The organism is Patiriisocius sp. Uisw_017 (assembly GCF_047731265.1).
Lineage (GTDB): Bacteria > Bacteroidota > Bacteroidia > Flavobacteriales > Flavobacteriaceae > Patiriisocius.
In genome coordinates this window covers 638,335-663,303 of sequence record NZ_CP159835.1, presented here as the reverse complement: position 1 = coordinate 663,303, position 24,969 = coordinate 638,335, and the positions used below count along the sequence as shown (strand labels likewise).

Genomic DNA, 24,969 nt, shown 5'->3' with positions numbered 1-24,969 from the left:
ACTGCACTTGATGTGGAGATTTCTGTCAAGCGCACAAAAAAGCCCCCTGATTGCTAGGGGGCTTTTCTATTACTATTTTTTTACTGTTTGCTACTGCTTTTCAAAGTATTGGACAACTTTGATAAGATCTTCCTCTTCATTTATATTCAACCTCTCGCTTTTAGCATATTTTTTCATTTCTTCAGATTTAGAACCAAAAACTTTATACTTATCATTTCTAGATTTTGGGAATTGATAAAACTTTTTCCTTTTAGTTACTAAAAAATACAATGGTTTGTCTCTAAATTTAGGGAGCATTTCACGAGTTATACTCGAAGAAGCTTTGGTTACAGGTCTAATTTCTTTTTCGTGCTTCATATAAAGATCGACCTGTGAACCTTCGTAAATTACTTCAAAGTAATCACCCTCTTCCATATTTCCGTCAAGGGGAATAAAAACAAATTTTCTACCTTCAATTTTAGCATGAAGATCTAATGATTGCGATAAATATTTAATATCCTCGTCTGAATCAGTACTATTCTTTTTAATCTCAATCTTATTTGCGACTACATTATATCGCAGGAAAAGATCACCAATAAAAAGACTGTCCTTTGTGTAAATGCCGCCTCTCTGGAATTCTGGAAACTCATAGGGACTTCCTATATAGGTGTTTGGGTCAAGAAAGTCAATACGACCTTCATCAACTCTTGCTGAATCATTTATTCTATGCAATACACTATTAGTAACGAGTATTTGACTATTTACACTAAATAAAAGACCGAAACAGATTATTATAAATAAATTAAATTTTCTCATAAAATTAAAGCCATCAAATTTAATTGATGGCTTTTGTTGCTTTAAACCGTTATTATTTTGGAGTCTCCAATTGGTCAAAATATTTTATGGCTCTCAATAGATCTTTTTCTTTGTTAAGATCTAATCTTTTTTCTTTGACATAAGATTTAATTTCTTTTTCTTTCTTTCCAAAAACTTTAAGTTTTCTGTTTCTAGATTTTGGAAATTCGTAAAATTTACTAGTTTTAGTAACTAAAAAGTAAACGGGTTCATCGGTAAATCTAGCAGGAGTATCTCTTGTAATCGTCGATGTTGCTTTTTTAGCTTCGTCAAAATCTTTTTCAAGTTTCTTGTAAAAATCTATTTGGCTGCCTTCAAAAACTACTTCAAAATATCCTCCTTCTTCAATCCCTCCTTGATATGGAACGAACACAAAGATTCTATCAAGTATTTTTACATAAATATCTGATGATTTTGTTAAGACCTTAGCTTCATCGTCTGATGTTGACATGTTTTCTTTTACTTCCATCTCATCAGCAATAGCATTGTATCTAAGAGCAACACCCTCTGCTAATAATTTGTCTTCTTTGAATATTTTTCCTGGAAGGTAAGATGCGTTATTATATGGTGTGCCAGTATAAGAATCTGTATCATCAAAGTTGATTCCTCTGTCTTGTCTTTTTACATATTCATCAAGAATTAAAAGATCACTTGTAAAAGCTTTGTCCCAATATTGTGAAAGGCCAGTAAATTGACCTGCCAAAACAACCGTTAAAATAAATAGTAATTTTTTCATAGTTTCAATTTTTCTTTAATTTACAAATACTCTGCCAAAATATATATATATAAATAAATATATAGCTATTTAATTTACACCTTGTTAAAATGTTTTACTGCTTTAATAAAGTCAATTTCATTTCTTAAATTAAGCTTTTCATCTTTTAGGTAGGAAGACATTTCAGTTTTATCAGAAAAAAACTTTTTTCTCTTACTACGAGAATTTGAAAGTTCTTTAAGTTCGCCGCCATTTTTAGAAATATAATAGAACTCTTTTTGTTTAAATGTATCTGGAACATCCCGTGTATAGCTATTAAATGATTCTTGGCCTTCTACAAAAACTTTGCGGTATTTTTTATAAACTGAAATTTCGCCTTCTTCCAATAGAAGGAAATATCCGTCTTTGTAATCATCGTCTGTAGATGGCAGAAACACAAAAGTGTCATTTCCTATTCTTACCGATACATTCGTTGCTTTTTTCACAACGTTTGCTACAGATCCAGCATAAGAAACAGATTTTTTATATTCCATTTCCTCGTCCTGAACATTATATCTCAAGCCTACATTGCTAGCTACTACTTTACGATCAACGATAACACTTCCAAGTTTAAACTCCTCATTAGTGTAAATAGATCCTTTGGTATTTTTATACCCTTTAGATACTGGGGTTGTCTTAGTTGATAGGAATGCATTTTTTGAAAGATCCTCTTTATCCATGTTTTGGGAAAAGACGGCGGAAGATAATGCTAATGCAATGATAAGCGATAAAAATTTTGAAATGTTAAGCATAAATTTTTTTTTAGCTTTCAAAACTACATTTTTACCTTTGTGGATTATGTTAATATATTGTTATTATTTGTGTGTAAATGTACATCGCGTTGTGGATAGGGTATCGAAATTCCGGCCGCTTCTAGTCGTTTTTTTCCCTCTTCTAAGGTGTGAAATCTAACGTTCCAGAAATCTTCATTTTTAGTCCAATATCGAACCCCTAAGTTAACCGAACTGTCTGCAAGTTCTACTAATACCACCATTGGCATTTTGTCCTCTTGTTTAAAAACGGTCTGTTGCTCTTTTACAAGATTTAGTAATATTTCTTTTGCTTTTTCTACACTACTATCATAACTAATGCAAAATATTAGAGATTCTCTTCTTATCCCCTCACTACTAAAGTTTATTATATTGTCATTAGATAGTTTTCCATTGGGTATAATAGCTTCTTGGTTTCCAAAAGTATTTAGTTTTGTCATAAAAATTGAAATTTCCTTAACAGTGCCTTCGATGCCTTGAACTTTTATAAAATCCCCCACTTTAAAAGGTTTTAATATTAAGATAAGAATACCGCCTGCAAAATTAGCCAAGGATCCCTGTAGTGCAAGCCCGATTGCTAGTCCAGCAGCACCAACAATTGCGACTAAAGAGGTCGACTGAACTCCCAATTGAGTAATTACCAGTACAAAGAGTATAACTTTAAGCCCCCAGTTAATTAAACTAGCGATAAACTTCTCAAGTGTTAGGTCATAATCTTTGCGTTCAAAATATTTATGGACAGCTCTATTTATAATTTTAATTAGCCAGATACCTACTATTAGCAATAAAATAGAAGTTAGCAAATTAGGAACGAAGTCTATTATTTGTTGACCATATTTTTCTATATAAAACTCGATATTTTGAAACTTTTTGATCATTTTTTTTCTTTTTCTAATGAGGCTTTAAAGTGCGATTGGTTGAATTGCTTTTTTAACTTCAGTTTGTGGAAGTTTGCAGGCATTGTTAACGCAAACATATATAAAGGTTTCTCCTTCAATGAAACGCTCTAGCAATAATGGTTTGTTGCCCTTTGTGGTGCTTCCAGCAATTAAAATATGAGGTAAATAATACTGGTTTATTTTTTTTAACTTTTCTTGAGCTTCGGGGCCAACCACAACGATCTCATAATAGTTTTCTTTATAGTTAAGTAATAATGATACCCAATTTGAAAATCCTTCAGGATATTGCTTCATTTCTGGCATAACATTTTTGAGCATTTGTTGAGACACAGCAGCATAATTTTTATTGTCAAAATAATGTGATAGTTTAAAAAGATTGTGAGCCATTATAGAATTTGATGACGGAATCACATTGTCTCTAAACTCAAAACTTCTTGTAACTAAAGCCGTGTCCAAATCACTAGTAAAATAAAAAAGTTGTTTTTCACTGTCAAAAAAATGATCAAACGCATATTTTGTTAAGTCATTTGCAGTAGTAAGCCAATGTTCATCGAGCGTTACCTCATAAAGAGATATAAAGGCATTAGCAACGATGGCATAATCTTCGAGATACCCATTTATCGTGCTTTTCCCATCCTTGTAATTATGAAACAAAGATCCGTTTTTCTGCAACTGCTTAGAGATGATAAAATTCGCGTTTTTTATCGCAGCATCTAAGTATTCTTTGTTATCAAGAGCTTTGTAAGCATCGATATATCCATTGAGCATCAGCCCATTCCAAGATGTTAAAATTTTATCGTCGAGTCCTGGCTTTGGTCTTTTATTTCTATAAGCCATTAACTTTGATTTCCAATCTTTTTTCTTCTCATCAAGTTTTTCTTGAGTAATGCTGAATTTTTCTAGAATTTCCACATCACTTTTAGACCGAATTAATACAAAATAGTCTTTTTCCCATTTGCCAAAAGAAGTTATGTTGTAGTAGTCTGAAAATATATCAAAATCACCATCGATAACACTCTTAAGTTCTGCTTTTGTAAATCTATAATAAGCGCCTTCTTCAAATTCGCCATTTTCATTAGCACTATCAGCGTGATAACTAGAATAAAATGCACCTTCATTATTTGTAAACTCACGTGTTATGAAGTCTAGAGTTTCAATAACTACTTCTTTGTATAATGGATTTTTTGTGGCTAAGAACGCATCACTATACAAGCTTACTAGCTGTCCATTGTCATATAGCATTTTCTCAAAATGCGGAATATGCCATTTTTTATCTACACTATATCTTGAAAATCCACCTCCTACATGATCGTAAACTCCTCCGTAAGCTATTTTGTTTAAAGTGAGGGTCGTGTGTCTTAAAAGTTCATTGTTTTTTGTTTGCATTGCTTGTCGCAGAAAAAAGGATAAATCGTTTGGCATCATAAATTTTGGTGCTCGATTGGTGCCTCCGTAATTTTTGTCAAAACTTTTACTCCACTCTAAGATTGATTGTTCTGAAGGGTATTTTTTAAAGTCAACATCACTAGTGTTTAGTGGAACTAAATCCATCGCCTTAATTCCTTCTTCTAATTTATCCGCAGCACCATATAATTTCTGAGGATCTTGTTCATACAATTCCTGAATTCTATCAAGAGCACTCATCCAGTCTTTTTTTGTGAAATACGTTCCTCCCCAAATTGGCCTTCCATCTGGGAGTGCAATAACATTTAAAGGCCATCCAGCGCTACCAGTTAATAATTGTACGGCATTAATATAAATTTTATCAATATCTGGTCTTTCTTCACGGTCTACCTTAATACTTATAAATTTGGCATTCATAATTGCTGCTACTGCAGTATCTTGAAAGCTTTCCTTTTCCATAACGTGACACCAGTGACAAGCGGCATACCCGATACTTATAACTATTAATTTTTTATCCTCTTTTGCTTTTTTTAATGTTTCATTATTCCAAGCACGCCAATCAACAGGGTTGTTAGCGTGTTGAAGGAGATAAGGACTGGTTTCTTTAGATAGTCGATTTTTGTAAGTTGGGGTTGGGTGGATAGAAGTGCTTTTTGAGATGTTATTGCAAGAAATAAAAATACCTGAGAACAATAAAAGGACAACTATATATCTTAAAGTCATAATTAAATAATAAAATAAGGAGCACTGTTGCCTTGTCAAAAAAATGTTTCTTAAAAACCAAAAATTTTATTTTACTTCAAATTCGAGTTTAATGTTTCCCGTGATTCACTAAACTTTCCATTTTGAACAAGAGTATATTGTCGATTTAAATAAACCTACATATATTATTTACGCTTTTACAGGCATATGCTACTGCATTGTGTATATTATGTTCTGGGCTTTTATCAGAGCACACTAAACCTTTAATTGCTTTTAATTTTACAGTCACAAATTTAAATTTCAATGTACACTTTTTAACAATAATTTTTTCTGAAAAGGAAGTTTAAAGTTCAATTTAATAAAATTAACTCAGGTTTGACTTTAAAAAGACATTATCCATTAACGGCCTCTACCGTCATTACTCTGCCTTGAAGCATTTCTTGAAGCATTGTTTGAATACCGTTTTTTAATGTTACTGTGGACGAAGGACATCCACTGCAAGCACCTTGTAAAATAACTTTTACTGTTTTGCTTTCTGGATCAAAAGAATCAAAAGCAATATGGCCACCGTCACTTGCAACTGCGGGTTTGATATATTCATCAAGGATATCAATGATTTCTTGTTCAATATCAGTATGAGAATCCGTTCCTAATGATTCTGGAGTTACTGCTGTTGTTGGAGAAGATTCTGCTATTTCTTTTTTCTTGTTTAAAAAGTTATCTAAAAAAATTGGGTTTCCGTCCTCAATATGTTTTCTGATAAACTCTCTTAATTCGTTACTCACTTCAAGCCATTCGGCTACATTATATTTTGTTACCGAAACATAATTAGCACTAATAAAGACCTCCTTCACAAATGGAAACGAGAACAATGCCTTGGCTAATGGAGCATCCTGAGCATCGTCAATATTTTTAAATTCAAAAATGCCATCGGCCAATGGTTTGTTTGCAACATATTTCATGACACCGGGGTTTGGAGTGCTTTCGGCATAGACTGTTACTGGAACTTTCTTTTGAGTTTCAGATTCAGTTATTACTTCTTTGCCACTGTTTAAATATTCAGAAATTGAAACAGCAACTTCTTCTTGTATATCTTCCCAAGAAATAATATCAAATTTTTCAATTGCCACAAAGTTTTGGGAAATATAAACTTTTTTTACAAATGGCAGGTAAAATAATTCTTGCGCTAAGGGACTAGGTTTAGCGTCATCAATATTCGAAAATTCATAACTTTTTGCTTGAGTTATGAAAACATTTGCAACAAATTTGACAATATTTTCGTTAGCAGTAGGTTGTGTTGTTATTATAAATTGATTCATTCAGTTTTTTTTTACAAAAATACCAAAAGAAAATCATTGTATTCAATATATTTGACAAGATATAGCTGTGTTTATGAAGAAAATCCTACTCCTTATTACCATATTGGTGTCAACAGTCTCTTTGGGGCAAATTACTGTTGATGAAACCCTAACTACACAACAATTGGTGGAGGATATTCTCATTAATAGTCCTTGCGCTGAAGCATCTAACTTTATTCAAAGCACAGGAACTAATTTTGGTGATGATAATGGGATTGCTGCATTTGACGCAAATGGTTCTGCTTTTCCTTTTACTAATGGAATTGTATTAAGTACGGGTAATGTAGCAAATGCTCCAGGACCAAACTTAACATTGCATAGTGACGGCGGAGTTGGGTGGCCAGGTGATGCAGATCTTGAGGCGAACACTACTGCTACGGACACAAATAATGCTTCTTTTATTCAGTTTGATTTTGTACCTCAAATAGCGACGATTAATTTTAATTTTTTATTAGCATCTGAAGAATATAATCAGAACTTTGAGTGTGATTTTTCTGATGCATTTGCATTTATTCTAACAAATCAAGTAACGGGGATCGTTCAAAACCTTGCGGTACTGCCTGGTACAGTTATTCCTATCGAAGTTACAAATATTCACCCCGAAGTAGTAGGCCAATGTGCTGCGATTAATGAATTATTCTTTGAGCAATATAATTTTGATACTGGTGTGCCAGGACTGCCTTTTGTAACAGCAGCTAACGCTGCTATTGACTTTAATGGCCAAATAATTCCTTTAACTGCTGAAGGAAATGTGATAGTTGGCAATCCATATACAATTAAACTGGTGGTTGCTGATCAACAGGACACCTTGTTTGATGCCGCTGTTTTTCTAGAAGGAGGGTCTTTTAATATTGGTATTGATTTGGGGGACGATTTAACTATTTCTAATAATAGTGCGGGATGTGAAGGTGGTTCAGAAACTATTGGCTTATTCGGGATTCCAAGTCCTGGTGCTACCTATCAATGGTCTATATTCAATACCATTACAATGGTTTTTGATATTTTATTAGGAGAAACAAATCCAACGCTAGTAGTTAGCCAAACAGGCACCTATCAAATTGAAGTGTTTGCAGCAGGATCAGGAGGAGGTTGCGCTGGTACAGATGAAGTTTTTGTTGAGTTTGCAGTTCGTCCAACCGCCACCATTCCCACGCGTTACGATATTTGTGACGAGCTTCCTAACGATGGTTTTGCAGAGTTTGATTTAACAACAAAGAATTTAGAAATTACAGGCGGCAACCCTGACGCAGTGGTAGCTTATTTTATTTCTTTGACAGCAGCACAGGCCGGGGTGTTTTCAATTACACCTGCCAATGCCTTCACCAATACTGTCCTAGGATTCCAAACAGTATTTGCACGGGTAGACAACATCAATTTAACAGATTGTTTTAACATTGTTCCATTAGAGCTTAGAGTCAATGACAGTCCTGCGATCACTAGTCCTATCGAGGATTATTTTTTATGTGATAATGATGGCGATGGTTTGGAGATTTTCGATTTAACGACTAAGGAAGAGGAGATTTTAAACACTTTGGTAGATGTTACTTTAACCTATCACGAGACACAGTTTGAAGCCGATGCTGGTTTTCCGGAGATTATTCCCGCTACTGCTTATCCAAGTGGTAATGCGGTAGTTTGGGTTCGCGCTGTGAACTACCAAGACGGCGATACGAGCAATCCACCGTTGTGTGTTGCAGTAGCCTCTTTTAATTTAATTTTAGGGCAATCGCCATTATTTACTTCCCTGGCAGAGATTACGACCTGTGACGACGGGCTAGCTGATGGGATTTCGGAATTTGATTTAAACAGCAACAATGCTGTTATTACAGGAGGAAACATGGGCCTTACGGTCACCTATTACGCCAGTTTATCGGATGCAGAATCTCCTATAAATGCATTGCCAGTCTTTTATACCAACACGTTTAATCCTGAAGCTATTTGGGTACGTGTGGAAGATAATGCTACGGGATGTCGCAGTATTTTTATGAGCGAGTTGCGAGTAGTTGCCCGCCCAGATGTATGTGCTCCAGACCCTATTATTTTCTGTGATCAAGACAATGACGGTTTTGGTACGTTTGATTTAAACGAAGCTACAGAGGCTGCTGTTTGCGGTAATCCAGCTGGGAACCTTCAAGTAAGCTACCATTTGACAATGGCCGATGCAAACAACAACGTATTGCCTCTTGACCTTGCCGCTACCTATGACAATGAAGTTCCCTTTGACCAGTTAATCTACATTCGTGTAAACGATATTGCTACAGGCTGCTATGACATTACTACGGTCAATTTATTAGTAGAGGAGAGTCCTCAGATTACCGATCCTGATCCCTTGGTTGTTTGTGACACAGACGGTGATGGTTTAGCTGTTTTCAATTTAACAGCTGTAGAGCCTCAGCTATTATTTGGACTTACGGGTGGTCCTTATGTGGTCACTTATTTTAGTGATATAGCAATGACCAGTGCCATCAGTAATCCAATCGCCTTCACAAATACTACTAACCCACAGGTCATTTTTATCACTGTAGCAGATGTTAACAATGATTGTGAGAGCGAGACGACATTATTACTTCAAGTAGCGCTTCCTCCGGTATTAATAAATCCAATCCCTTTAGAGTTGTGTGATCAGACGGATATTTTAGGTCCTGATGATGAAGTAGAAGTATTTGATCTTACGCAGTCCATTCCAGAGATTACGGGTGGGGTTTTAGGAGTCAGTATTTCGTTTTTTGAAACGCAAGCAGATATGGCGTCAAACATAAACGAGATTCTAAATCCTACCACCTATCAAAACCTAATAGGAGGTATTGCTCAAAACCCACAGACGATATGGTTACGAGCCGAAGACACCAGCAGTAGGTGTGTTGTTGATGACGGTATGGCTACCTTAGATTTAATCGTAAATCCATTGCCTTCCCCATTAGAGCCAGAGCCATTAGAAGCCTGTGATATTAACAATGATGGTTTTGCAGACTTTACTTTAACCGATAAAGATATCGAGATTATAGACAACGAGCCAGGGGTTGCTATCACCTACCACGATACATTTGGTAATGCTATTGCAGGTACCCTTGCACTGATTAGTCCTTATACGAATACTGTAGCAAACAATCAGATCATCTATGCCCGTGCTACCTATGTAGGTCCAGCGCCCGATCCCGCTACGGGATGTTTTCGAGTGGTATCGTTATCGCTTCTTGTAAACTCTGCGCCAACGATACCCTTAGCTTTGGACCCTATTATTGCTTGTGATATTGATATGGATGGCTTTGAGGTATTTGACTTAACCGATCGTGCAGATGCTATCTACGCAGGTCAAGATCCGGATTATGATCTGAGCTACTACACAAGTCTTGTGAATGCCCAAGCAGGTGTTCCAGAGATTGCAAACCCAGACACTTTTACCAATACAATAACTCCTATCCAGCCCATCTTCGTTAGGTTAGAAGAAGCAGATACAGAATGTTTTAATATCGGGATGTTTGATATTATGGTGGTAGAGGTTCCCATTTTTTTTGATCCAAGTCCTATCACGACTTGTGATGATGAGATCGCCGATGGTATCGCTGAGTTTGATTTAAATATTAACAATACTACCATTACAGGGGGTGACATAGGGCTAACAGTTCGCTATTACAACAGTTTAGCAGATGCAGAGGCTCCTATAAATGCCTTGCCAGAATTGTATACCAATACGATCAACCTTGAAGATGTTTGGGTACGTGTAGAAGACAATGCCACAGGCTGTCACAGTATTTTTATGAGCCAGTTATTTGTAATTCCCCTCCCAGAATTATGTGAGCCAGATGGTCTTGTTTTTTGTGATCAAGACAACGACGGTTTTGGGGCTTTTGATTTAAACGAAGCTACTCAGTCTGCCTTATGCGGCAATCCATTAGGGATGCTTCAAGTAAGCTATCACCGTACCCTTGCAGATGCAGAGAACAATGAAGTTCCTATAGATCTTACCATTGCTTATAATAATACAGTACCTTTTGATCAAGAGATTTTTATACGTGTTTTAGATCCTGCTACCGGTTGCTTTAATATAACGACGTTGCATCTTTTAGTAGAAGAGAGCCCTCAGATTAGCGATCCCGATCCCTTGGTTGTTTGCGACACAGATGGGGATGGTTTAGCAGTTTTCAATTTAACCAATGCTGAGGATCAGATTCTAATAGGACTTACAGATTCCTTTGATACGAGCTATTTTGTGGATATTGCAATGACTAATGAAATAGTCAATCCTATAGCCTATAGCAATATATCGAACCCCCAGACTATTTATATTACGGTAGGAGATCAAAACAACGACTGTGAGAGTACGACGACTTTAGAGCTTCAAGTGGCGCTTCCAGCGGTTCTTATAAATCCAACCCCTTTAGAATTGTGTGATGAGACTGATATTTTAGGCTTGGATGATAGCGTAGAGGCCTTTGATCTTACGCAGTCCATTCCAGAGATTACCGGCGGAGTTTTAGGTATCGAGATTACGTTCTTTGAAACGCAGGCAGATATGGAGTCAAACATCAATGTGATTGAAGTCCCAACGGCGTTCCAAAATCTAAACGCTACCGATGATGCAGCCATAAACCCAATGACGATATGGATACGAGCCGAAGACACCAACAGTAGGTGTGTTGTTGATGATGGTTCGATTACCCTAGGTTTAATAGTGAATCCAAGACCTTCTCCATCAGAACCAGAGCCATTAGAAGCCTGTGATATAGACAACGATGGTATTACAGATTTTACGTTAACCGATAGTGATTTTGAGATTATAGACAACGAGCCAGGAGTTGCTATTACCTACCACGAGACGGAGTCTGATGCGATTGCAGGAGTCTTTGCATTAATGAGTCCTTATTTAAATATAGTGGCAGACAATCAGATTATCTATGCACGTGCGACCTATGTGGGTCCTGCGCCTGCTCCTTCTACCGGATGTTTTCGAGTGGTAGCGCTAACTCTTTTGGTAAACCCAACGCCCACGATAGCTGTAGTTTTAGACCCTATTATTGCATGTGATAGCGATATGGACGGTTTTGAGGTATTTGATTTGACGCAGCGAGAAGGAGATATTTTGGGAAGCCAGAGTTTAGATGATTTAGATCTGAGTTATCATACGAGTCTTTTGGATGCCCAAGCAGGGGCAGCAGACATTACGAATCCAGGTGCATTTATGAATATGACGAGCCCAATCCAACCAATTTTCGTTAGGTTGGAAGACCCAGATACAGCATGTTTTAAGATCGGTATGTTTGATATAATGGTTGTTGCTGGTCCAGATGTATTTGATCCAGGTCCCTTCACCCAGTGTGATGATCTAGGAGCACCCAACGATGGTATTACTGCCTTTGATCTTACGACCCGTGACGGTCTTATAACTGGAATCGCCCCGGGTATTGGCGTCCAGTATTTTGAGAGCCAAGTAGATGCAGACAACAACGAGAATGCTATTAATCCATCCACTGCATACATCAATGAGATAAGCAACCCCCAGGCGGTATTTGTTAGAGTTACTGATGGCAATACCCTTTGTGTGGATACTAGCATTAGCTTTAATTTACGTGTTGTCCCCAACCCTGAGCCTGAGCAGCCAGAGGCAATCGCCTTGTGCGATACGGATGGTGATGGGGAAGAAGTGTTTGATTTAACGATAAGATCATCCCAGATTTTGGATGGAGAGAGCTACGGTCTGGACTACTATGAATCGGAGTTGCTAGCCATAGTAGGCGATTTAATAGATGCGATCCCCGATCCCACGATGTATACCAACACGTCAAACCCACAGACTATTTATGTGCGGGTTACCAATGCATTAACTCCAGAGATGTGCTTTGAGATAGTAGAATTGGTTATACGAGTAGATCCATTGCCAGATAACACGGCAGTTATAGACGACTTTATACTTTGTGAGATTCCATTTGATGGGGTTGCTATTTTTGACCTTACGACAAAAATCCCAGAGATTTTGGTAGGTCAAGATATGGTCAATAACGAAGTTAGTTTCTACGAGGGTATTGGAGATGCCAATGCAGGGGTTAATCCCATTGTAATCCCTACAGTGTATCAGAACGATGGCAACCCACAAGAGATTTTTGTAGGGATTACCAATAGCATTACAGGATGTTATCAAGGGGAGGACATTAGTTTCTTTATAGAAGTACGCGAAGGCGCGACTGCAACCGCACCTTTTGCGCCCTATGTATTGTGTGATTTAGAAGGAGATAATGATGGTTTTACCTCCTTTGCCTTATCTCAATTAGATATTCCGGAACTTTGGGATGAGATTTTGGGTATCCAAAGCCTATTAGTTCATGATCTTACCTTCCACGAGACTTTTGAGAACGCTGCTGATGGTACCAATGCGATAGGTCCTAGTTATACCAATATCATCAACCCACAGGTTATCTACGCACGGGTAGAGAACATTGGAACGATGTGTTTTGCTATTGCAGAAGTTATCCTAAAAGTAGAGCAGCTTCCCGTAGTTGTATTAGAGGAAAGCTACAGGCTTTGTATAGATGCAGGAGGAAGCCCTATTCCACAAGAGGAAGGTGAGGAGTCCCCTCCGTTTATCGAAACAGGATTAGATGCAGACTTTTACACGTTTGAGTGGCGTATAGATGATGTCGTTGTAGCTGGCGAAACAGGCGCCTCTATTACGGCTGTTGTAGGAGGAAACTATGAAGTGACTATTACTGAGCTAGCGAGTGGTTGTAGGACCGATGTACCCACGATAGTAACGGTATCTCAAGCCCCCACAGCGCTAAGTTTTATTTTAGTTAATGGAGCCTTTGCAAACAATCATACGGTAGAAGTAACAGCAGAAGGTCTAGGAATGTATATTTACAGCATCGACTCAGGAGCTTTCCAAGACAGTAATGTATTTATGAATGTATCCCCCGGGATACATACGATTGCGGTCAAGGACGCTAATGGCTGTGGCGAGTCCGAATTTAATATAGGAGTTGTTGACTACCCAGATTACTTTACCCCTAATAACGATGGGGTCCACGATGAATGGAATATCATTGGTATCGCAGATTTCGATCCTACGGCAAATATTTATATCTTTGATCGGTACGGAAAGCTTCTCAAGCAATTGAGTCCATTGACTCCGGGGTGGAATGGGACGTATAACGGCAATCCATTACCCTCTAGTGATTACTGGTTTAAAGTAGAATACACAGAACAAGAAGTACGAAAAGAAATTAAAGGACACTTTACATTGAAACGCTAAGAAATAAGACTGCAAAAAAATATGAAAATTAAATATACCTACTTTACACTGTTACTAGTAGTAGCAACCCAATTTGCTTTTTCACAGGATGGTATTCCTATTTATCAAGAATATTTAGCTGATAATCTTTATTTAATTCATCCTTCGATGGCGGGTGCGGCCTCTCATAATCAAATTAGATTGACAAATCGTCAACAATGGTTTGATGTTGATAATGCTCCAAGTTTACAAACTATAAGCGCGAATGCGCGTGTGGGAGATAAAATTGGTTTGGGAGCAATTTTTTATAATGACCAAAATGGCTTTCATTCTCAATCTGGAGGATATTTAACATTTGCCTATCATTTAATGTTTTCTAGATCTGAGGTAGATTTAAACCAATTATCTTTTGGTTTAAGCACAGGCCTTTCTCAGAATAGATTGGATGAGTCAACATTTGCACTTTCTTATCCAGAAGGTGATCAATTTGATCCAGCTATATCTGTTGGAGGTATTGAGCAATCTAGTTCTTACTTTAATCTAGATGTTGGTATGTCTTATAATTTTTTAAACTTTTCATCTCACGTTACTATTAAAAACTTGATCTTTCAGAATCGCGATATATATGATCCAAGAAACGAATCAAATAACCAAAGGCGTTATTTAATTTCGTTAGCATATGCAATTGGAAGTGTTGGTGCAACTTGGAGTTATGAGCCTTCTGTTTTATTTCAAACGGCAGAATCTACGGGTGAATCTACTGTAGATATTAATTTTAAAGCGTATCGAACTATGGAATTTGGTCAATTATGGGGAGCATTGTCGTACAGAAGAAGTCTTGATGGAAGCGAATTTATAAATGGCGGTCAAATTAACGCTCAAAAGCAACAATTAATAACTCCTATAATAGGGATTAACTTCAGGAATTTTGTTTTTGCTTACACGTACAGTACACAGTTGGGTGATGTTCAATTTAATAATGGTGGTTTTCATCAAATTACATTGGGATATGATTTCTTAGGAAATAGACCTGAACCCTACGATTGTAATTGTCCGGCAATAAATTAAAATAAAAAAACGCCTCCTAATCAGGAGGTTTTTTTTTAATAGTTTTTAAAAAAACCCTATTGAGTGAATGCCTATTATTATTGAGTGAATTGTTTTTATAACTTAGTAAACTATGATTTTGCCTTAATTTCAGATTCTTAAGTAGATTTTTCAATTTTTAAATTGCTACAAAAGTGCGTAAGTTTACGTTTTATATCTCATGAAACTTAAGACAACTTTTTTTTTAATAGTAGCTTTTTGCACGTGTTTTTCGTCCTTAGGTCAAGATCGTTCTGTACATAAACAGTCTTTTACTCTAAAAGGGAAGGTGATTGAAGAAACTTCTGCAAACCCTATTTTTAGGGTAAATGTAGAAATTGAAGGTGGCGACTATACTACAACTTCGATAGGTGGATCTTTTGCTATAAATGCAAAGTTGGGCGACGAATTGGTAGTGCGTAGCGATAATTTTAAAACGGTATATTATAGCATTAAATCTAAAGATTTTGTTATAGTAAGGGTAGGGAGACCTAATGCAGTAAAACCTATCACTTCTTCTAAATTTAGTAGCCAAGATATTTTTATTGCGTTCCTTGATTCGGCTAAAAGCGTATTGAAGAAAGATGCTGAAAAGAGTATTGAGTTTAGTACTACTGCACTTGAGAGTAGTCCTGGAAAAACCCCAACATTATTACAAAAAAGCATGGCTTTTGAAACTTTAGGGGATGCTTATTCATATTGGGACATGCCGGATTTAGCCGTAGAAAATTATAAAAGAAGTATCGTAAATCAATACTCCACTAATTTAGATATAAAGCTTGCAAGTGCTTATGTGAAGAATAAAAACTATCAGGAGGCTATTTCATTATTTATTAAATTATCGGGTAAAGAATTAAAGGGTATTCAAAAACTGTATGTATATGAAGGGCTAGGAGATGCATTTAAAGCAACGGGGGGTACAAAAAAGAGTATTCTTAATTATGAAAAAGCAATTGATATTGCAACCCGTCAAGAGATGAGGGAATACATAACGACACTTACTGTGAAGATTGGTGATGCGTACTCAAGAGAAGGAAATAAGAAGGCTGCGGAAACATATTACGATTCTTCAATTGATCTTTCAAAAAACGAAAGCCCTAAACGGGTGGCAGAAGTCAAAAACACCGCAGCCGATTTTTACAATAGCAATGGGGATTTTGAAAAAGAAATTGAACTGCGCGAGCAAACTTTAGAGGAAATTAATACGAGGCCTAATGAAGAGGATATTTCTAGCCCATTAACTCCTCAAAGACAAAATTATAAAATAGCAAATGCGTTTATTGGACAAGAAAAATATAAGGAAGCAATCCCTTATTTAGAGAAGAGTATCAAAGAAGCAGATGAAAATGAGGATTTATATGTAGAGAAAGATGCGCGTAGAAAATTATCTGAAGTATACCGGGATATCGGGAAGTTTGATAAGGCGGCAGAAGGCTATGAACGCTATGTAGAAGTTGTTGACGAGCTTTATATCAAAAAAGAGCAAGAGATATCTCAAGCGGCGAGACTTGCTATGATAATTGCTGCAAAACAAAATAGGATTGCTGGTTTAGAAAATGAAAGAGAACTTAATGAAAGCAGATATAAGCTAGCCTTCGAAAATCAAGAGCTTATTGAACAAAACAACGGAATTCAAAAGTGGATTATTGGGTCTTTGATTTTGATCGCCTTGTTATTACTATTTACTGCCTATTCACAGTTTAAAAATGTCAAACAACAAAAGCGCGCGAATAATTTACTGGCGCTTAAGTCATTGCGTACGCAAATGAATCCTCATTTTATTTTTAATGCACTCAATTCAGTTAATAGTTTTATAGCTAGTAATGATGAGCGCGCCGCTAATAAATATTTAAGTGAGTTTTCCCAGCTTATGCGTTCAGTATTGGAGAATAGTGATGAAGATTTTATCCCCCTAACAAAGGAAGTCGCATTATTAGAAATTTATACAAAATTAGAGCATTCTAGGTTTAAAGATAAATTTAGTTATGAAATTAATGTGGACAAGGGTATTGCTCTTAATGAATTTGTAATTCCACCCATGTTGTTGCAACCCTATGTTGAAAATGCGGTTTGGCATGGATTGCGTTATAAAGAAACAAAAGGGCTTCTAATTATTGATTTTAAGAAGATTGATTCATCCATAGTTAAAATAACAATTGAGGATAATGGTATTGGCAGAAAAAAATCTACTGAATTAAAAACGGAGAATCAAAAGAAGCAAAAGTCAAAAGGTATGGGGAATATTAAAAAAAGAATTTCTATTCTCAACGAAATGTATAAAGATAAAATAGATGTAATAGTAAGTGATGCACTCGAAAATGAAGAAGGAACTCGTGTAATTTTGATGATTAAAAAAGATTAATAGTATGGAATTAAAGGCAATTATTGTTGAAGACGAAGAAACAAGCAGGGAAATTCTTAAGAATTATGTGGCTAAATATTGTCCAAATGTCATCCTTTTAGGCGAAGCAGATTCAGTAGAAAGTGCTTTAGTTTTATTGCGAAATTCTGATCCAGATTTGGTTTTTCTTGATGTTGAAATGCCATACGGAAATGCTTTTGACCTTTTAGATAAAGTGGGTGACAGAAATTTTGAAACCGTTTTTGTAACTGCTTATAACCATTATGCCATAGATGCATTAAATGCTCACGCAGCATTTTATCTACTCAAACCAATTTCTATTGATGCTTTAATTGAAGCAGTAGATTATGTCCAAGAAATCAAAACAAAAGAAAAAGAATTACAAGAATCGGTTTTGAAAAGCAACTTTTCTCAGGTTCAAGGAAAAATCACAATCCCTTTACAACATGGTTTCGAAGTTCTTGAAGTTAAAGATATTTTGTATTGTAAAGCGGATGATAACTACACTGAAATTTTTATAGGAGAGAAGAAAAAATTGGTAAGTAAAACGTTAAAATATTTTGAAGAAATTCTAACCAGCAGCGGTTTTGCGCGTGTTCATAAATCTTATTTGGTTAATGTAAATACCATTACCGCCTATAATAAAGGAAAAGGAGGTAGCGTAACACTTTCAAATGGAAAACAAATTATGGTAAGTCCATCTAGAAAGAAAGAGTTGTTGTCTTTCTTTAGTTGACAAACTAGTTAAAAAGCAATCTTGGTAATTATTATGTTGTCTTGGTAGATTCGTAAAATCTCAGTGAGTGTTTTTTTATTGGCATTGACATAAAAATCTAATGTTGGTTTTTCTTCGGAACTATTAAGTAAGTTCAAAGTTTCTAGAACATTCTTAGTTTGTTTTGCTACTGCTAGTCCACTATCAATAATCTTAACATTACTAGGTAGGATTTTTTGTAATTCAGGAATAATATATGGGTAATGACTACAACCTAAAACTAAATAGTCTATGTCTTCTCGAATCATTTCAGCTGTATATATTTTAAGTAGGCTCCTCATATCGTCACTATGTATAGCGCCATCTTCTATGAGAGGCACAAGACCTTCTCCAATTACCTCAATAATTTTAATGTCCTTGGCAAAGGCTTGAGATGTTTTATGAAATAAATCGCTGGATAGTGTCCCTTTTGTTGCGAGAATTCCAACACATTTTGTGGAAGAATTTAAAGCTGCGGGTTTGATTGCAGGTTCAATCCCAATAATAGGAATATCATACGTTGATCTCAATAAAGAGATCGCATTTGTAGTTGCGGTATTACATGCAACAACAATTATTTTACATCCTTTTTGAATGAGTAGTTCTGTATTTTTCTTAGAGAGTGAAATAATTTCTTCAGAAGTTTTATTGCCGTAGGGTGCGTTAATACTATCTGCTAAGTATATAGTGTTTTCAAGAGGCAGTAATTGGTTTATTTCTTTCCAAATGGAAGTGCCTCCTACTCCGGAATCGAAAATTCCTATGGGATCAATATTATTCATTGGAATAAAGATACTATTAAATAAAAAAAACTGCTCATCTAAAAGAAGATGAGCAGTTTTAATTTTAGGGAAAGAAATTTCTAATTAAATTCCTAATTCTTTTTTAACATCAACAAGAAGGTCATAACCATCTGCTAAGATTACACCATTCCCAGTGGCAGAATCTAAAACATACTGATATCCTTGAGCTCTAGCAACTTTTTGAATAGCAGCGCGAGCTTTTTCTAAAATTGGTTGAAATACATCTACTTCTTTTTTCTGAAGATCCTGCAATGCTTGTTGTCTATACGCAGTAATATTACGCTCAATTCCTTGTACTTCTTCTACACGTTTTGCATTTTCTTCTGCTGTTTTAGTAGTTTCTTCAGCGCCGTACTGTTTTACTTTAGTTTCAAACTCCTTTGCCATGTCTTTAATGGCTGTATCATATGTTTTTTGAATTTTTTCTAACTGGCTTTGTGCAGCTTTCATCTCAGGCATTGCCTCAACTAAAGCTTGTGTGTCTATATGTGCCGTTTTAGATTGTGCATTCATGAAACTTGTAGCTCCTACAAATAATACGATAGCGATAAATAAAGATTTCATTGTTTTCATTGTAATTAAATTAAGTGTTATATAAAATTTTACGTCTAATTTTTAATTTCCTCCATCATTACCATCGTCTGAAGGTAAACTATTTTCCCCTCCTTGATTTTCTGTTTCGGGAGGCCAAGGTGTTCCATTTCTTATTGCTTGGATAGAATCACGACGACGTTGTCTGAGATCTAATAATCTTTGGCGTTTGGCGTCATATTCTGCTTTTTTGACATCTCTCAGCGAATCTCTAGAACGCTTTCGGTCATCTATTAGCTGCTGGCGAGGATCTTTTTTTTCTTCTGCAGCTTCTTCTTCTTCTTCTTTGTTTTCTTGGGGAACTGCTTGTTCTTTGTTTTCTTCGGGAGCTGCTAATTCTTTGTTTTTGTCGGGAGCCTCTTCTTTGTTTTCTTCTAGCGATAAATCGCCGCTTTTACCAGAGGGCAAGTCTGTTCCTGCTCCTTGATTTTCTGTCTTGGGAGACCAAGGTGTTCCATTTCGTACGGCTTCGATAGAGTCACGGCGCCGCTGTCTTAAATCTAGTAATCGCTGGCGCTTGGCGTTGTATTCTGCTTTTTTGACGGCTCTTAGAGAGTCTCTAGCATGTTTACGGTCATCCATCATTTGTTGTCGCGCATCTTTCTTTTCTTCTGTAACTTTTTCTCTTTCCGTTACTTCTTTATCTTCTTCTAGAGACAAATCATCTCTTTGTTGGATTTCTTTGCGTTCTCTCTTAGATGTTGCTTCTTTTCTTTTTTCAACACGAGTAATACTTCTTAAAACAATATCGCTAATATCATTTCTTTTTGCCGCAAATAGCATTACTACATCTGCAGATTTATCAAAAATGAAATCATATTTTTTATTTTCAGCAACTTCTTGAACTATATTGAAAACTTGATCTTGTATGGGTTGTACTAATTGTCTTCTTTGAATGACTAAGTCCCCTTTGGATCCAAAACGACCCTGTTGGTATTTAATCATTTCATCTTCTTTAATTTTTATTTCTTCCTCACGTTCTTCAATGAGTTCTTTAGTTAATAAAACGCGTTCATTAGTAAGGGTAGTTTTCATCAAATCTACTTCCTGTTGTTTTTTTTCAATATCTGCTTTCCAACGTTGGACTTTTCCATCAAGTTGCGTGGAAGCCTCTCTGTATTCAGGTACATTTTCAAGAATATATTCCATATCAATATAGCCTATGCGAACGCCCCTTTGCGCGCTTGAAATAAATGAAACACAAATTAATGCAATAGTAAAAAAGAGTATGTGTCTAGTTTTCATAATGATGGTTATGGTTTAGAAAATATCGTGCCATTATTAAAATTGTTGTCCTATTATAAAGTGTGTTTCCCAGCCATTTGGTTGTGTACCGCCTATTACTGGGTCAAAACCATGTCCAAAATCAATTCCTAACAGTCCAAATGCGGGCATAAATATACGCAATCCTATACCAGCAGACCTAGCAACATCAAATGGATTATAATCTCCAAATCCATCATAAGAGTTCCCCGCTTCAGCAAATGCCAATACATAAATGGAGGCCAATTGCTTCAAAGTAATAGGATGTCTTACTTCTAACGAAAATTTATTGTAAATGGTATTTCCATCTATTGGAGAAAGTGATTGATTAGGATACCCTCTTAATTGTATTACCTCTCGACCATCTAAAGCAAATGCTCCTAAACCATCACCTCCCAGAAAGAAACGCTCAAATGGGGGGATCCCGCGATCGTTATTATAGGCTCCAAGATAACCAAATTCTGTATTGGTTTTTAAAACTAAATCACCAACAATTTTTGTGTACCAGGTGCCAGAAAATTTTATTTTATAAAATTCAAGCCATTTAAAACGTTCTTGATCTATTTCTCCAATTCTTAATTGCGTATCTACATCTGAAGGGTTTTCTATAACAAAGTCTACTAATCCATCTCTTTCAGTTCTTAAGGATTTATAATCGACACCATTAAAGAGAGAATATGGTAATGTAACTTTTGCCGAAACTTTAAATTCAGAACCAAATTTTGGGTAAATAGGGTTATTACCCACATTGTTCCTGCTCAATCCAATAGTATAGGCAAGATTGTTTGAACTCCCATTGGGGAAAGTGAATAAATTAGTTCGATAATTCTTAAGATTGAAATGCTGGAAACTTATTGCGTTTGAAAAAGTAAAGTTGTCATCAGGCCATGTTAGTCGTTTTGCTAGACCTACAGACCCTCCAGTAATCAAAAACCGTTGGTCTCTATCAACATCTCTATTTTGAAAGTCAAATTGGTATTGAACTGTGTGAGAAAAAGAGGTGCTTAATTGCACGGGTCTCTTGCCTCCTAACCAAGGCTCTACTAATGAAATACTGTATGTTTGAAAGAAAGTACTGGCTTGTGCCCTCAATGATAACGTTTGACCATCACCCATGGGAAGCGGTTTATATGCATCTTTGTTTAAGAGGTTGCGTAGTGAGAAGTTGTTGAAAGATAATCCAAGCGTACCAACAAAACCACCACCACCATAACCACCTTGCAGCTCTATCTGGCTAGCCCCCTTTTCCACGACTGCAAACTCCATGTCAAGAGTACCATTATTAGGATCAACATTTTTAAAGTTAGGCGAAATTTGTTCCGGATCAAAATAACCCAGTTGACTCAGTTCACGTATAGTCCTTACTACATTACTTTTACTGTATTTTTGTCCTGGACGTGTTCTTAATTCTCTATAAATTACATGATCGTTGGTTTTTGTGTTCCCAACTACAGTAATATGATCAAAATAGGCTTGTTTTCCTTCTTTAATTCGTATTTCAAAGTCTATAGTGTCTTTTCGTACGGCAACTTCTACGGCATTAATAGTTGAAAATAGGTATCCGTTATTTTGGTAAAGGTTTGTTAGGTCAAAAGCTTCTGGGTTTCCTTTGTCTTCAATGCGCTCAGACATTAATACACCGTTGTATACTTCTCCTTTTTTAATGCCTAAGGTTTGCTTTAGTTGACGGTCTGTGTAGACGCTATTTCCTAAGAATCTAATATCGCCAAAATAATATTTTTTCCCTTCTTGGATCTTAATATTTATGCCCAGATTGCGTGTATTTCGCAACCAAACACTATCACTTATTATTCTAGCATCGCGATATCCATTAGACTTATATTTATTAATTATAGATGCTTTATCTTCCTCAAAATTATCAGGCGTAAACTTTGACATTTTCCATAGCCTTATAGGGTTTCTGAGTTTAGTGTTTGTCATAGAACGACGTAGCATACCATCACTCAAATTTTCATTACCGTCAAATTCTAGGGGTTTTACTTTAACGCGTTTTCCTTTGTCAACGAGTATTTTCATGTCCTGACCAATTTCAGTTCCAAGAGAATCTATCTTTGGGGTGGTCGCTATTATTACTTCGGTATTATAAAAACCTTTTTCTACATATTTGTTGCGAATGTAGTTTTTTGTTGTGTTTAATAAATTCTTTGTAATTTTTAGACCCGGTTTGAGTTCCGTTTCTTTTAAAATATCTTTAATGACTCCTTTTCGCATGCCTTTCCCCTCAATAGCAATGCTCGAAAGTTTAGGCAATTCTTCAATATAAATTTCTAAATCTGCATTTTCACCTTCGATTCTAGTAACATAAATGGCTATGTCACTAAATAGATTTTGATCCCATAGCTTTTTCGTTACTTCGCTCAAGCGTTCCCCTGGAATATAGATTCGTTCTCCTTTTTTTAATCCCGTAAATGCAATTACAGTTAGCGGATTAAAAGTTTGTGTACCGGAAACAGTTATTTTGTCAATGGTGTATTTCCTACCACTATCCAATTGTTTTTGTTGTGCCTGTATTGTAAAAACTGAAAACATTGCTATTACTACAATGCTGAAGATCTTTTTGTTGAATTTCAAAAAATTATTCTTAATTAATCTGCTCACTTGTCTTTCCAAATCGTCGTTCTCTGTTTTGATAATTTAATATTGCTTCAAAAAGATCTTTTTTCGTATAGTCTGGCCACAGTATATCTGTAAAATATAATTCGGCATAGGCTATTTGCCATAATAAAAAATTACTAATACGCTGTTCTCCACTAGTCCGTATCAATAAATCCACGTCTGGCAAGTCGCGGGTGTAAAGATGACTTGTAATAATCACCTCATCAATATTTTGCGGCGAAATTAGTCCTTTTTTAACTTTATCACTAATCTCTTTTACTGTTTTTATTATTTCTTCTCTTGCGCCGTAACTCAAGGCAAGTGTGAGTGTCATTCTTGTGTTCCCTTTTGTTTTGTCAATAACATCTAAAAGCTCCTTGTGTGCCTTCTTTGGTAACGCTTCGAGATTGCCGATAGCGTTTAATTTTATATTGTTTTTATTGAGTGTTTTTATTTCCTTCTTTAAAGAAGAAACCAATAAGCGCATCAATAATTCAACTTCTAATTTTGGTCTGTTCCAATTTTCAGTTGAAAAAGCATATAATGTTAAGTAAGGAATGTTTATTTCAGCACAAGCTTCAGTAATCTCTCTAACAGCTTTCGTTCCACTTTCATGGCCCATAGACCTAAACAGACCTTTTGCTTTCGCCCATCTACCATTGCCGTCCATAATTATGGCAAGGTGCTGAGGGAGCTTATTTTTATCTATTTGGTCTAAGAGACGATTCATTTTTTTAGAAGTTACAATAACAAGGTTGACGTCCAAAAGTAAAGGAAAACGTCATGCCTGTAAATACATACCAGTCATTGTTATTTATATTACCAAAGGCTCTGTCTACATCTCCACTCGCATTTACGGGATTTGATCCATCAAGGTTATCTGTAAAAGCATATCGAGCGCCTATCTCTATTGAGCCTAAGATATTTGTGCCTAACGTTAATTTATAACCTAATGCAATAGGAATTGCAAGGGCTCTGCCCTGATCAAAATTTGTCTGTTTACCAAGATTATCAGCAAAAAAATTATCAAAGTAAAATAAATAAGTTATTCCCGTATATATATAAGGAGCGGAAGCTGGATTTCCACTGTTTAGGTTAAATTCCCAAAAAGTATATTCCATCCCCACCGATAGTTCAGAAATTCTATTTTCAAAGCTATAGTCTCGTTCCTGTCTTCTTTGTTCTCCACTATTAGCGTCATCTCCTTCTAATTTAGCTATTATAGCAGAAAATCTAAACGAATGACGTTCACTACGATTCCATCTGAAAATACCACCTATCGCTAATGCATTTGGATTAATATACGCTGAGTTTCCAACGTCTCCAATCAAATTTGAGCCTCCAATAAAGCCACCAATTTCATAGGTTTGGGCATCGGTGGATGTACAACAAAAAAGCACCACAATAAGGATTGACAAATACCTCATAAATCTTTAAAAGTTTGTAAATATAATAATAACTTTCACTTTATTCCATCATAAGCGAATTACTACTTCTTGAAAACATTTTTTTGAGCTATTTATTGCGTTTAGTTAAGAAGCTAAAAAATTG

At 35.9% G+C, this 24,969-nt stretch carries 16 protein-coding genes; 4 read left to right on the top strand and 12 right to left on the bottom strand.

Translation table 11 applies throughout. The features are described 5' to 3' along the window. Positions 1-90: 90 nt before the first annotated feature. The 6 genes from ABXT67_RS02950 to ABXT67_RS02925 all read right to left on the bottom strand — a co-directional run bounded on the left by ABXT67_RS02950 (position 91) and on the right by ABXT67_RS02925 (position 6,682). Positions 91-795, bottom strand: coding sequence for a hypothetical protein (locus ABXT67_RS02950; RefSeq protein ID WP_415375798.1), 705 nt, complete (start codon positions 793-795; stop codon positions 91-93). A 52-nt stretch (positions 796-847) separates the two neighbouring features. Next, the gene (locus ABXT67_RS02945; RefSeq protein WP_415375797.1) at positions 848-1,570 is read right to left on the bottom strand and encodes a hypothetical protein; all 723 of its coding nucleotides are present in this window, start codon (positions 1,568-1,570) and stop codon (positions 848-850) included. 74 nt (positions 1,571-1,644) lie between these two features. Further along, positions 1,645-2,340 carry a hypothetical protein gene (locus tag ABXT67_RS02940; protein ID WP_415375796.1) on the bottom strand — a complete coding sequence of 232 codons (696 nt, stop codon included), beginning with the start codon at positions 2,338-2,340 and terminating at the stop codon, positions 1,645-1,647. A gap of 44 nt (positions 2,341-2,384) precedes the next feature. Beyond that, positions 2,385-3,236: a mechanosensitive ion channel family protein gene (locus tag ABXT67_RS02935; protein WP_415375795.1), complete on the bottom strand. Its 852-nt coding sequence runs from the start codon at positions 3,234-3,236 to the stop codon at positions 2,385-2,387. A 24-nt stretch (positions 3,237-3,260) separates the two neighbouring features. Then, positions 3,261-5,384 carry a thioredoxin domain-containing protein gene (locus ABXT67_RS02930; RefSeq protein ID WP_415375794.1) on the bottom strand — a complete coding sequence of 708 codons (2,124 nt, stop codon included), beginning with the start codon at positions 5,382-5,384 and terminating at the stop codon, positions 3,261-3,263. A gap of 371 nt (positions 5,385-5,755) precedes the next feature. Beyond that, positions 5,756-6,682, bottom strand: a complete 927-nt coding sequence (locus ABXT67_RS02925; protein WP_415375793.1) for a NifU family protein — start codon at positions 6,680-6,682, stop codon at positions 5,756-5,758. 73 nt (positions 6,683-6,755) lie between these two features. Between ABXT67_RS02925 and ABXT67_RS02920 the strand changes: the two genes are divergently transcribed. From ABXT67_RS02920 to ABXT67_RS02905, 4 genes are all read left to right on the top strand, one after another. Continuing rightward, a complete protein-coding gene (locus ABXT67_RS02920) occupies positions 6,756-13,964 on the top strand; it encodes a choice-of-anchor L domain-containing protein (RefSeq protein WP_415375792.1) in 7,209 nt (2,402 codons plus the stop codon). A gap of 21 nt (positions 13,965-13,985) precedes the next feature. Next, on the top strand, positions 13,986-15,011 hold the full coding sequence (locus ABXT67_RS02915; protein WP_415375791.1) for a type IX secretion system membrane protein PorP/SprF: 1,026 nt from the start codon (positions 13,986-13,988) through the stop codon (positions 15,009-15,011). Between the two features lie 199 nt (positions 15,012-15,210). Then, complete coding sequence (locus ABXT67_RS02910) at positions 15,211-17,391, top strand: histidine kinase (protein WP_415375790.1); 2,181 nt, start codon at positions 15,211-15,213, stop codon at positions 17,389-17,391. Positions 17,392-17,395: 4 nt separating this feature from the next. Continuing rightward, positions 17,396-18,127 (top strand): LytR/AlgR family response regulator transcription factor, encoded by a 732-nt coding sequence (locus ABXT67_RS02905; RefSeq protein WP_415375789.1) that lies wholly within the window; start codon positions 17,396-17,398, stop codon positions 18,125-18,127. Between the two features lie 8 nt (positions 18,128-18,135). Here ABXT67_RS02905 and murI read toward each other — a convergent pair whose 3' ends face one another. The 6 genes from murI to ABXT67_RS02875 all read right to left on the bottom strand — a co-directional run bounded on the left by murI (position 18,136) and on the right by ABXT67_RS02875 (position 24,845). Further along, positions 18,136-18,927: a glutamate racemase gene (murI, locus tag ABXT67_RS02900; protein ID WP_415375788.1), complete on the bottom strand. Its 792-nt coding sequence runs from the start codon at positions 18,925-18,927 to the stop codon at positions 18,136-18,138. A gap of 84 nt (positions 18,928-19,011) precedes the next feature. Continuing rightward, on the bottom strand, positions 19,012-19,521 hold the full coding sequence (locus tag ABXT67_RS02895; RefSeq protein ID WP_415375787.1) for an OmpH family outer membrane protein: 510 nt from the start codon (positions 19,519-19,521) through the stop codon (positions 19,012-19,014). A 42-nt stretch (positions 19,522-19,563) separates the two neighbouring features. Further along, positions 19,564-20,784, bottom strand: coding sequence for an OmpH family outer membrane protein (locus ABXT67_RS02890; RefSeq protein ID WP_415375786.1), 1,221 nt, complete (start codon positions 20,782-20,784; stop codon positions 19,564-19,566). A 36-nt stretch (positions 20,785-20,820) separates the two neighbouring features. Next, a complete protein-coding gene (locus ABXT67_RS02885; RefSeq protein ID WP_415376909.1) occupies positions 20,821-23,352 on the bottom strand; it encodes an outer membrane protein assembly factor in 2,532 nt (843 codons plus the stop codon). A 52-nt stretch (positions 23,353-23,404) separates the two neighbouring features. Then, a complete protein-coding gene (locus ABXT67_RS02880) occupies positions 23,405-24,148 on the bottom strand; it encodes an isoprenyl transferase (protein ID WP_415375785.1) in 744 nt (247 codons plus the stop codon). A gap of 4 nt (positions 24,149-24,152) precedes the next feature. Further along, positions 24,153-24,845, bottom strand: coding sequence for a DUF6089 family protein (locus tag ABXT67_RS02875; RefSeq protein ID WP_415375784.1), 693 nt, complete (start codon positions 24,843-24,845; stop codon positions 24,153-24,155). Between the last annotated feature and the right edge of the window lie 124 nt (positions 24,846-24,969).

Coding starts and splice junctions, on each gene's coding strand:
- ABXT67_RS02950 (WP_415375798.1), bottom strand. CDS start 795: ATGAGAAAATTTAATTTATTTATAATAATCTGTTTCGGTCTTTTATTT.
- ABXT67_RS02945 (WP_415375797.1), bottom strand. CDS start 1,570: ATGAAAAAATTACTATTTATTTTAACGGTTGTTTTGGCAGGTCAATTT.
- ABXT67_RS02940 (WP_415375796.1), bottom strand. CDS start 2,340: ATGCTTAACATTTCAAAATTTTTATCGCTTATCATTGCATTAGCATTA.
- ABXT67_RS02935 (WP_415375795.1), bottom strand. CDS start 3,236: ATGATCAAAAAGTTTCAAAATATCGAGTTTTATATAGAAAAATATGGT.
- ABXT67_RS02930 (WP_415375794.1), bottom strand. CDS start 5,384: ATGACTTTAAGATATATAGTTGTCCTTTTATTGTTCTCAGGTATTTTT.
- ABXT67_RS02925 (WP_415375793.1), bottom strand. CDS start 6,682: ATGAATCAATTTATAATAACAACACAACCTACTGCTAACGAAAATATT.
- ABXT67_RS02920 (WP_415375792.1), top strand. CDS start 6,756: ATGAAGAAAATCCTACTCCTTATTACCATATTGGTGTCAACAGTCTCT.
- ABXT67_RS02915 (WP_415375791.1), top strand. CDS start 13,986: ATGAAAATTAAATATACCTACTTTACACTGTTACTAGTAGTAGCAACC.
- ABXT67_RS02910 (WP_415375790.1), top strand. CDS start 15,211: ATGAAACTTAAGACAACTTTTTTTTTAATAGTAGCTTTTTGCACGTGT.
- ABXT67_RS02905 (WP_415375789.1), top strand. CDS start 17,396: ATGGAATTAAAGGCAATTATTGTTGAAGACGAAGAAACAAGCAGGGAA.
- murI (WP_415375788.1), bottom strand. CDS start 18,927: ATGAATAATATTGATCCCATAGGAATTTTCGATTCCGGAGTAGGAGGC.
- ABXT67_RS02895 (WP_415375787.1), bottom strand. CDS start 19,521: ATGAAAACAATGAAATCTTTATTTATCGCTATCGTATTATTTGTAGGA.
- ABXT67_RS02890 (WP_415375786.1), bottom strand. CDS start 20,784: ATGAAAACTAGACACATACTCTTTTTTACTATTGCATTAATTTGTGTT.
- ABXT67_RS02885 (WP_415376909.1), bottom strand. CDS start 23,352: ATGTTTTCAGTTTTTACAATACAGGCACAACAAAAACAATTGGATAGT.
- ABXT67_RS02880 (WP_415375785.1), bottom strand. CDS start 24,148: ATGAATCGTCTCTTAGACCAAATAGATAAAAATAAGCTCCCTCAGCAC.
- ABXT67_RS02875 (WP_415375784.1), bottom strand. CDS start 24,845: ATGAGGTATTTGTCAATCCTTATTGTGGTGCTTTTTTGTTGTACATCC.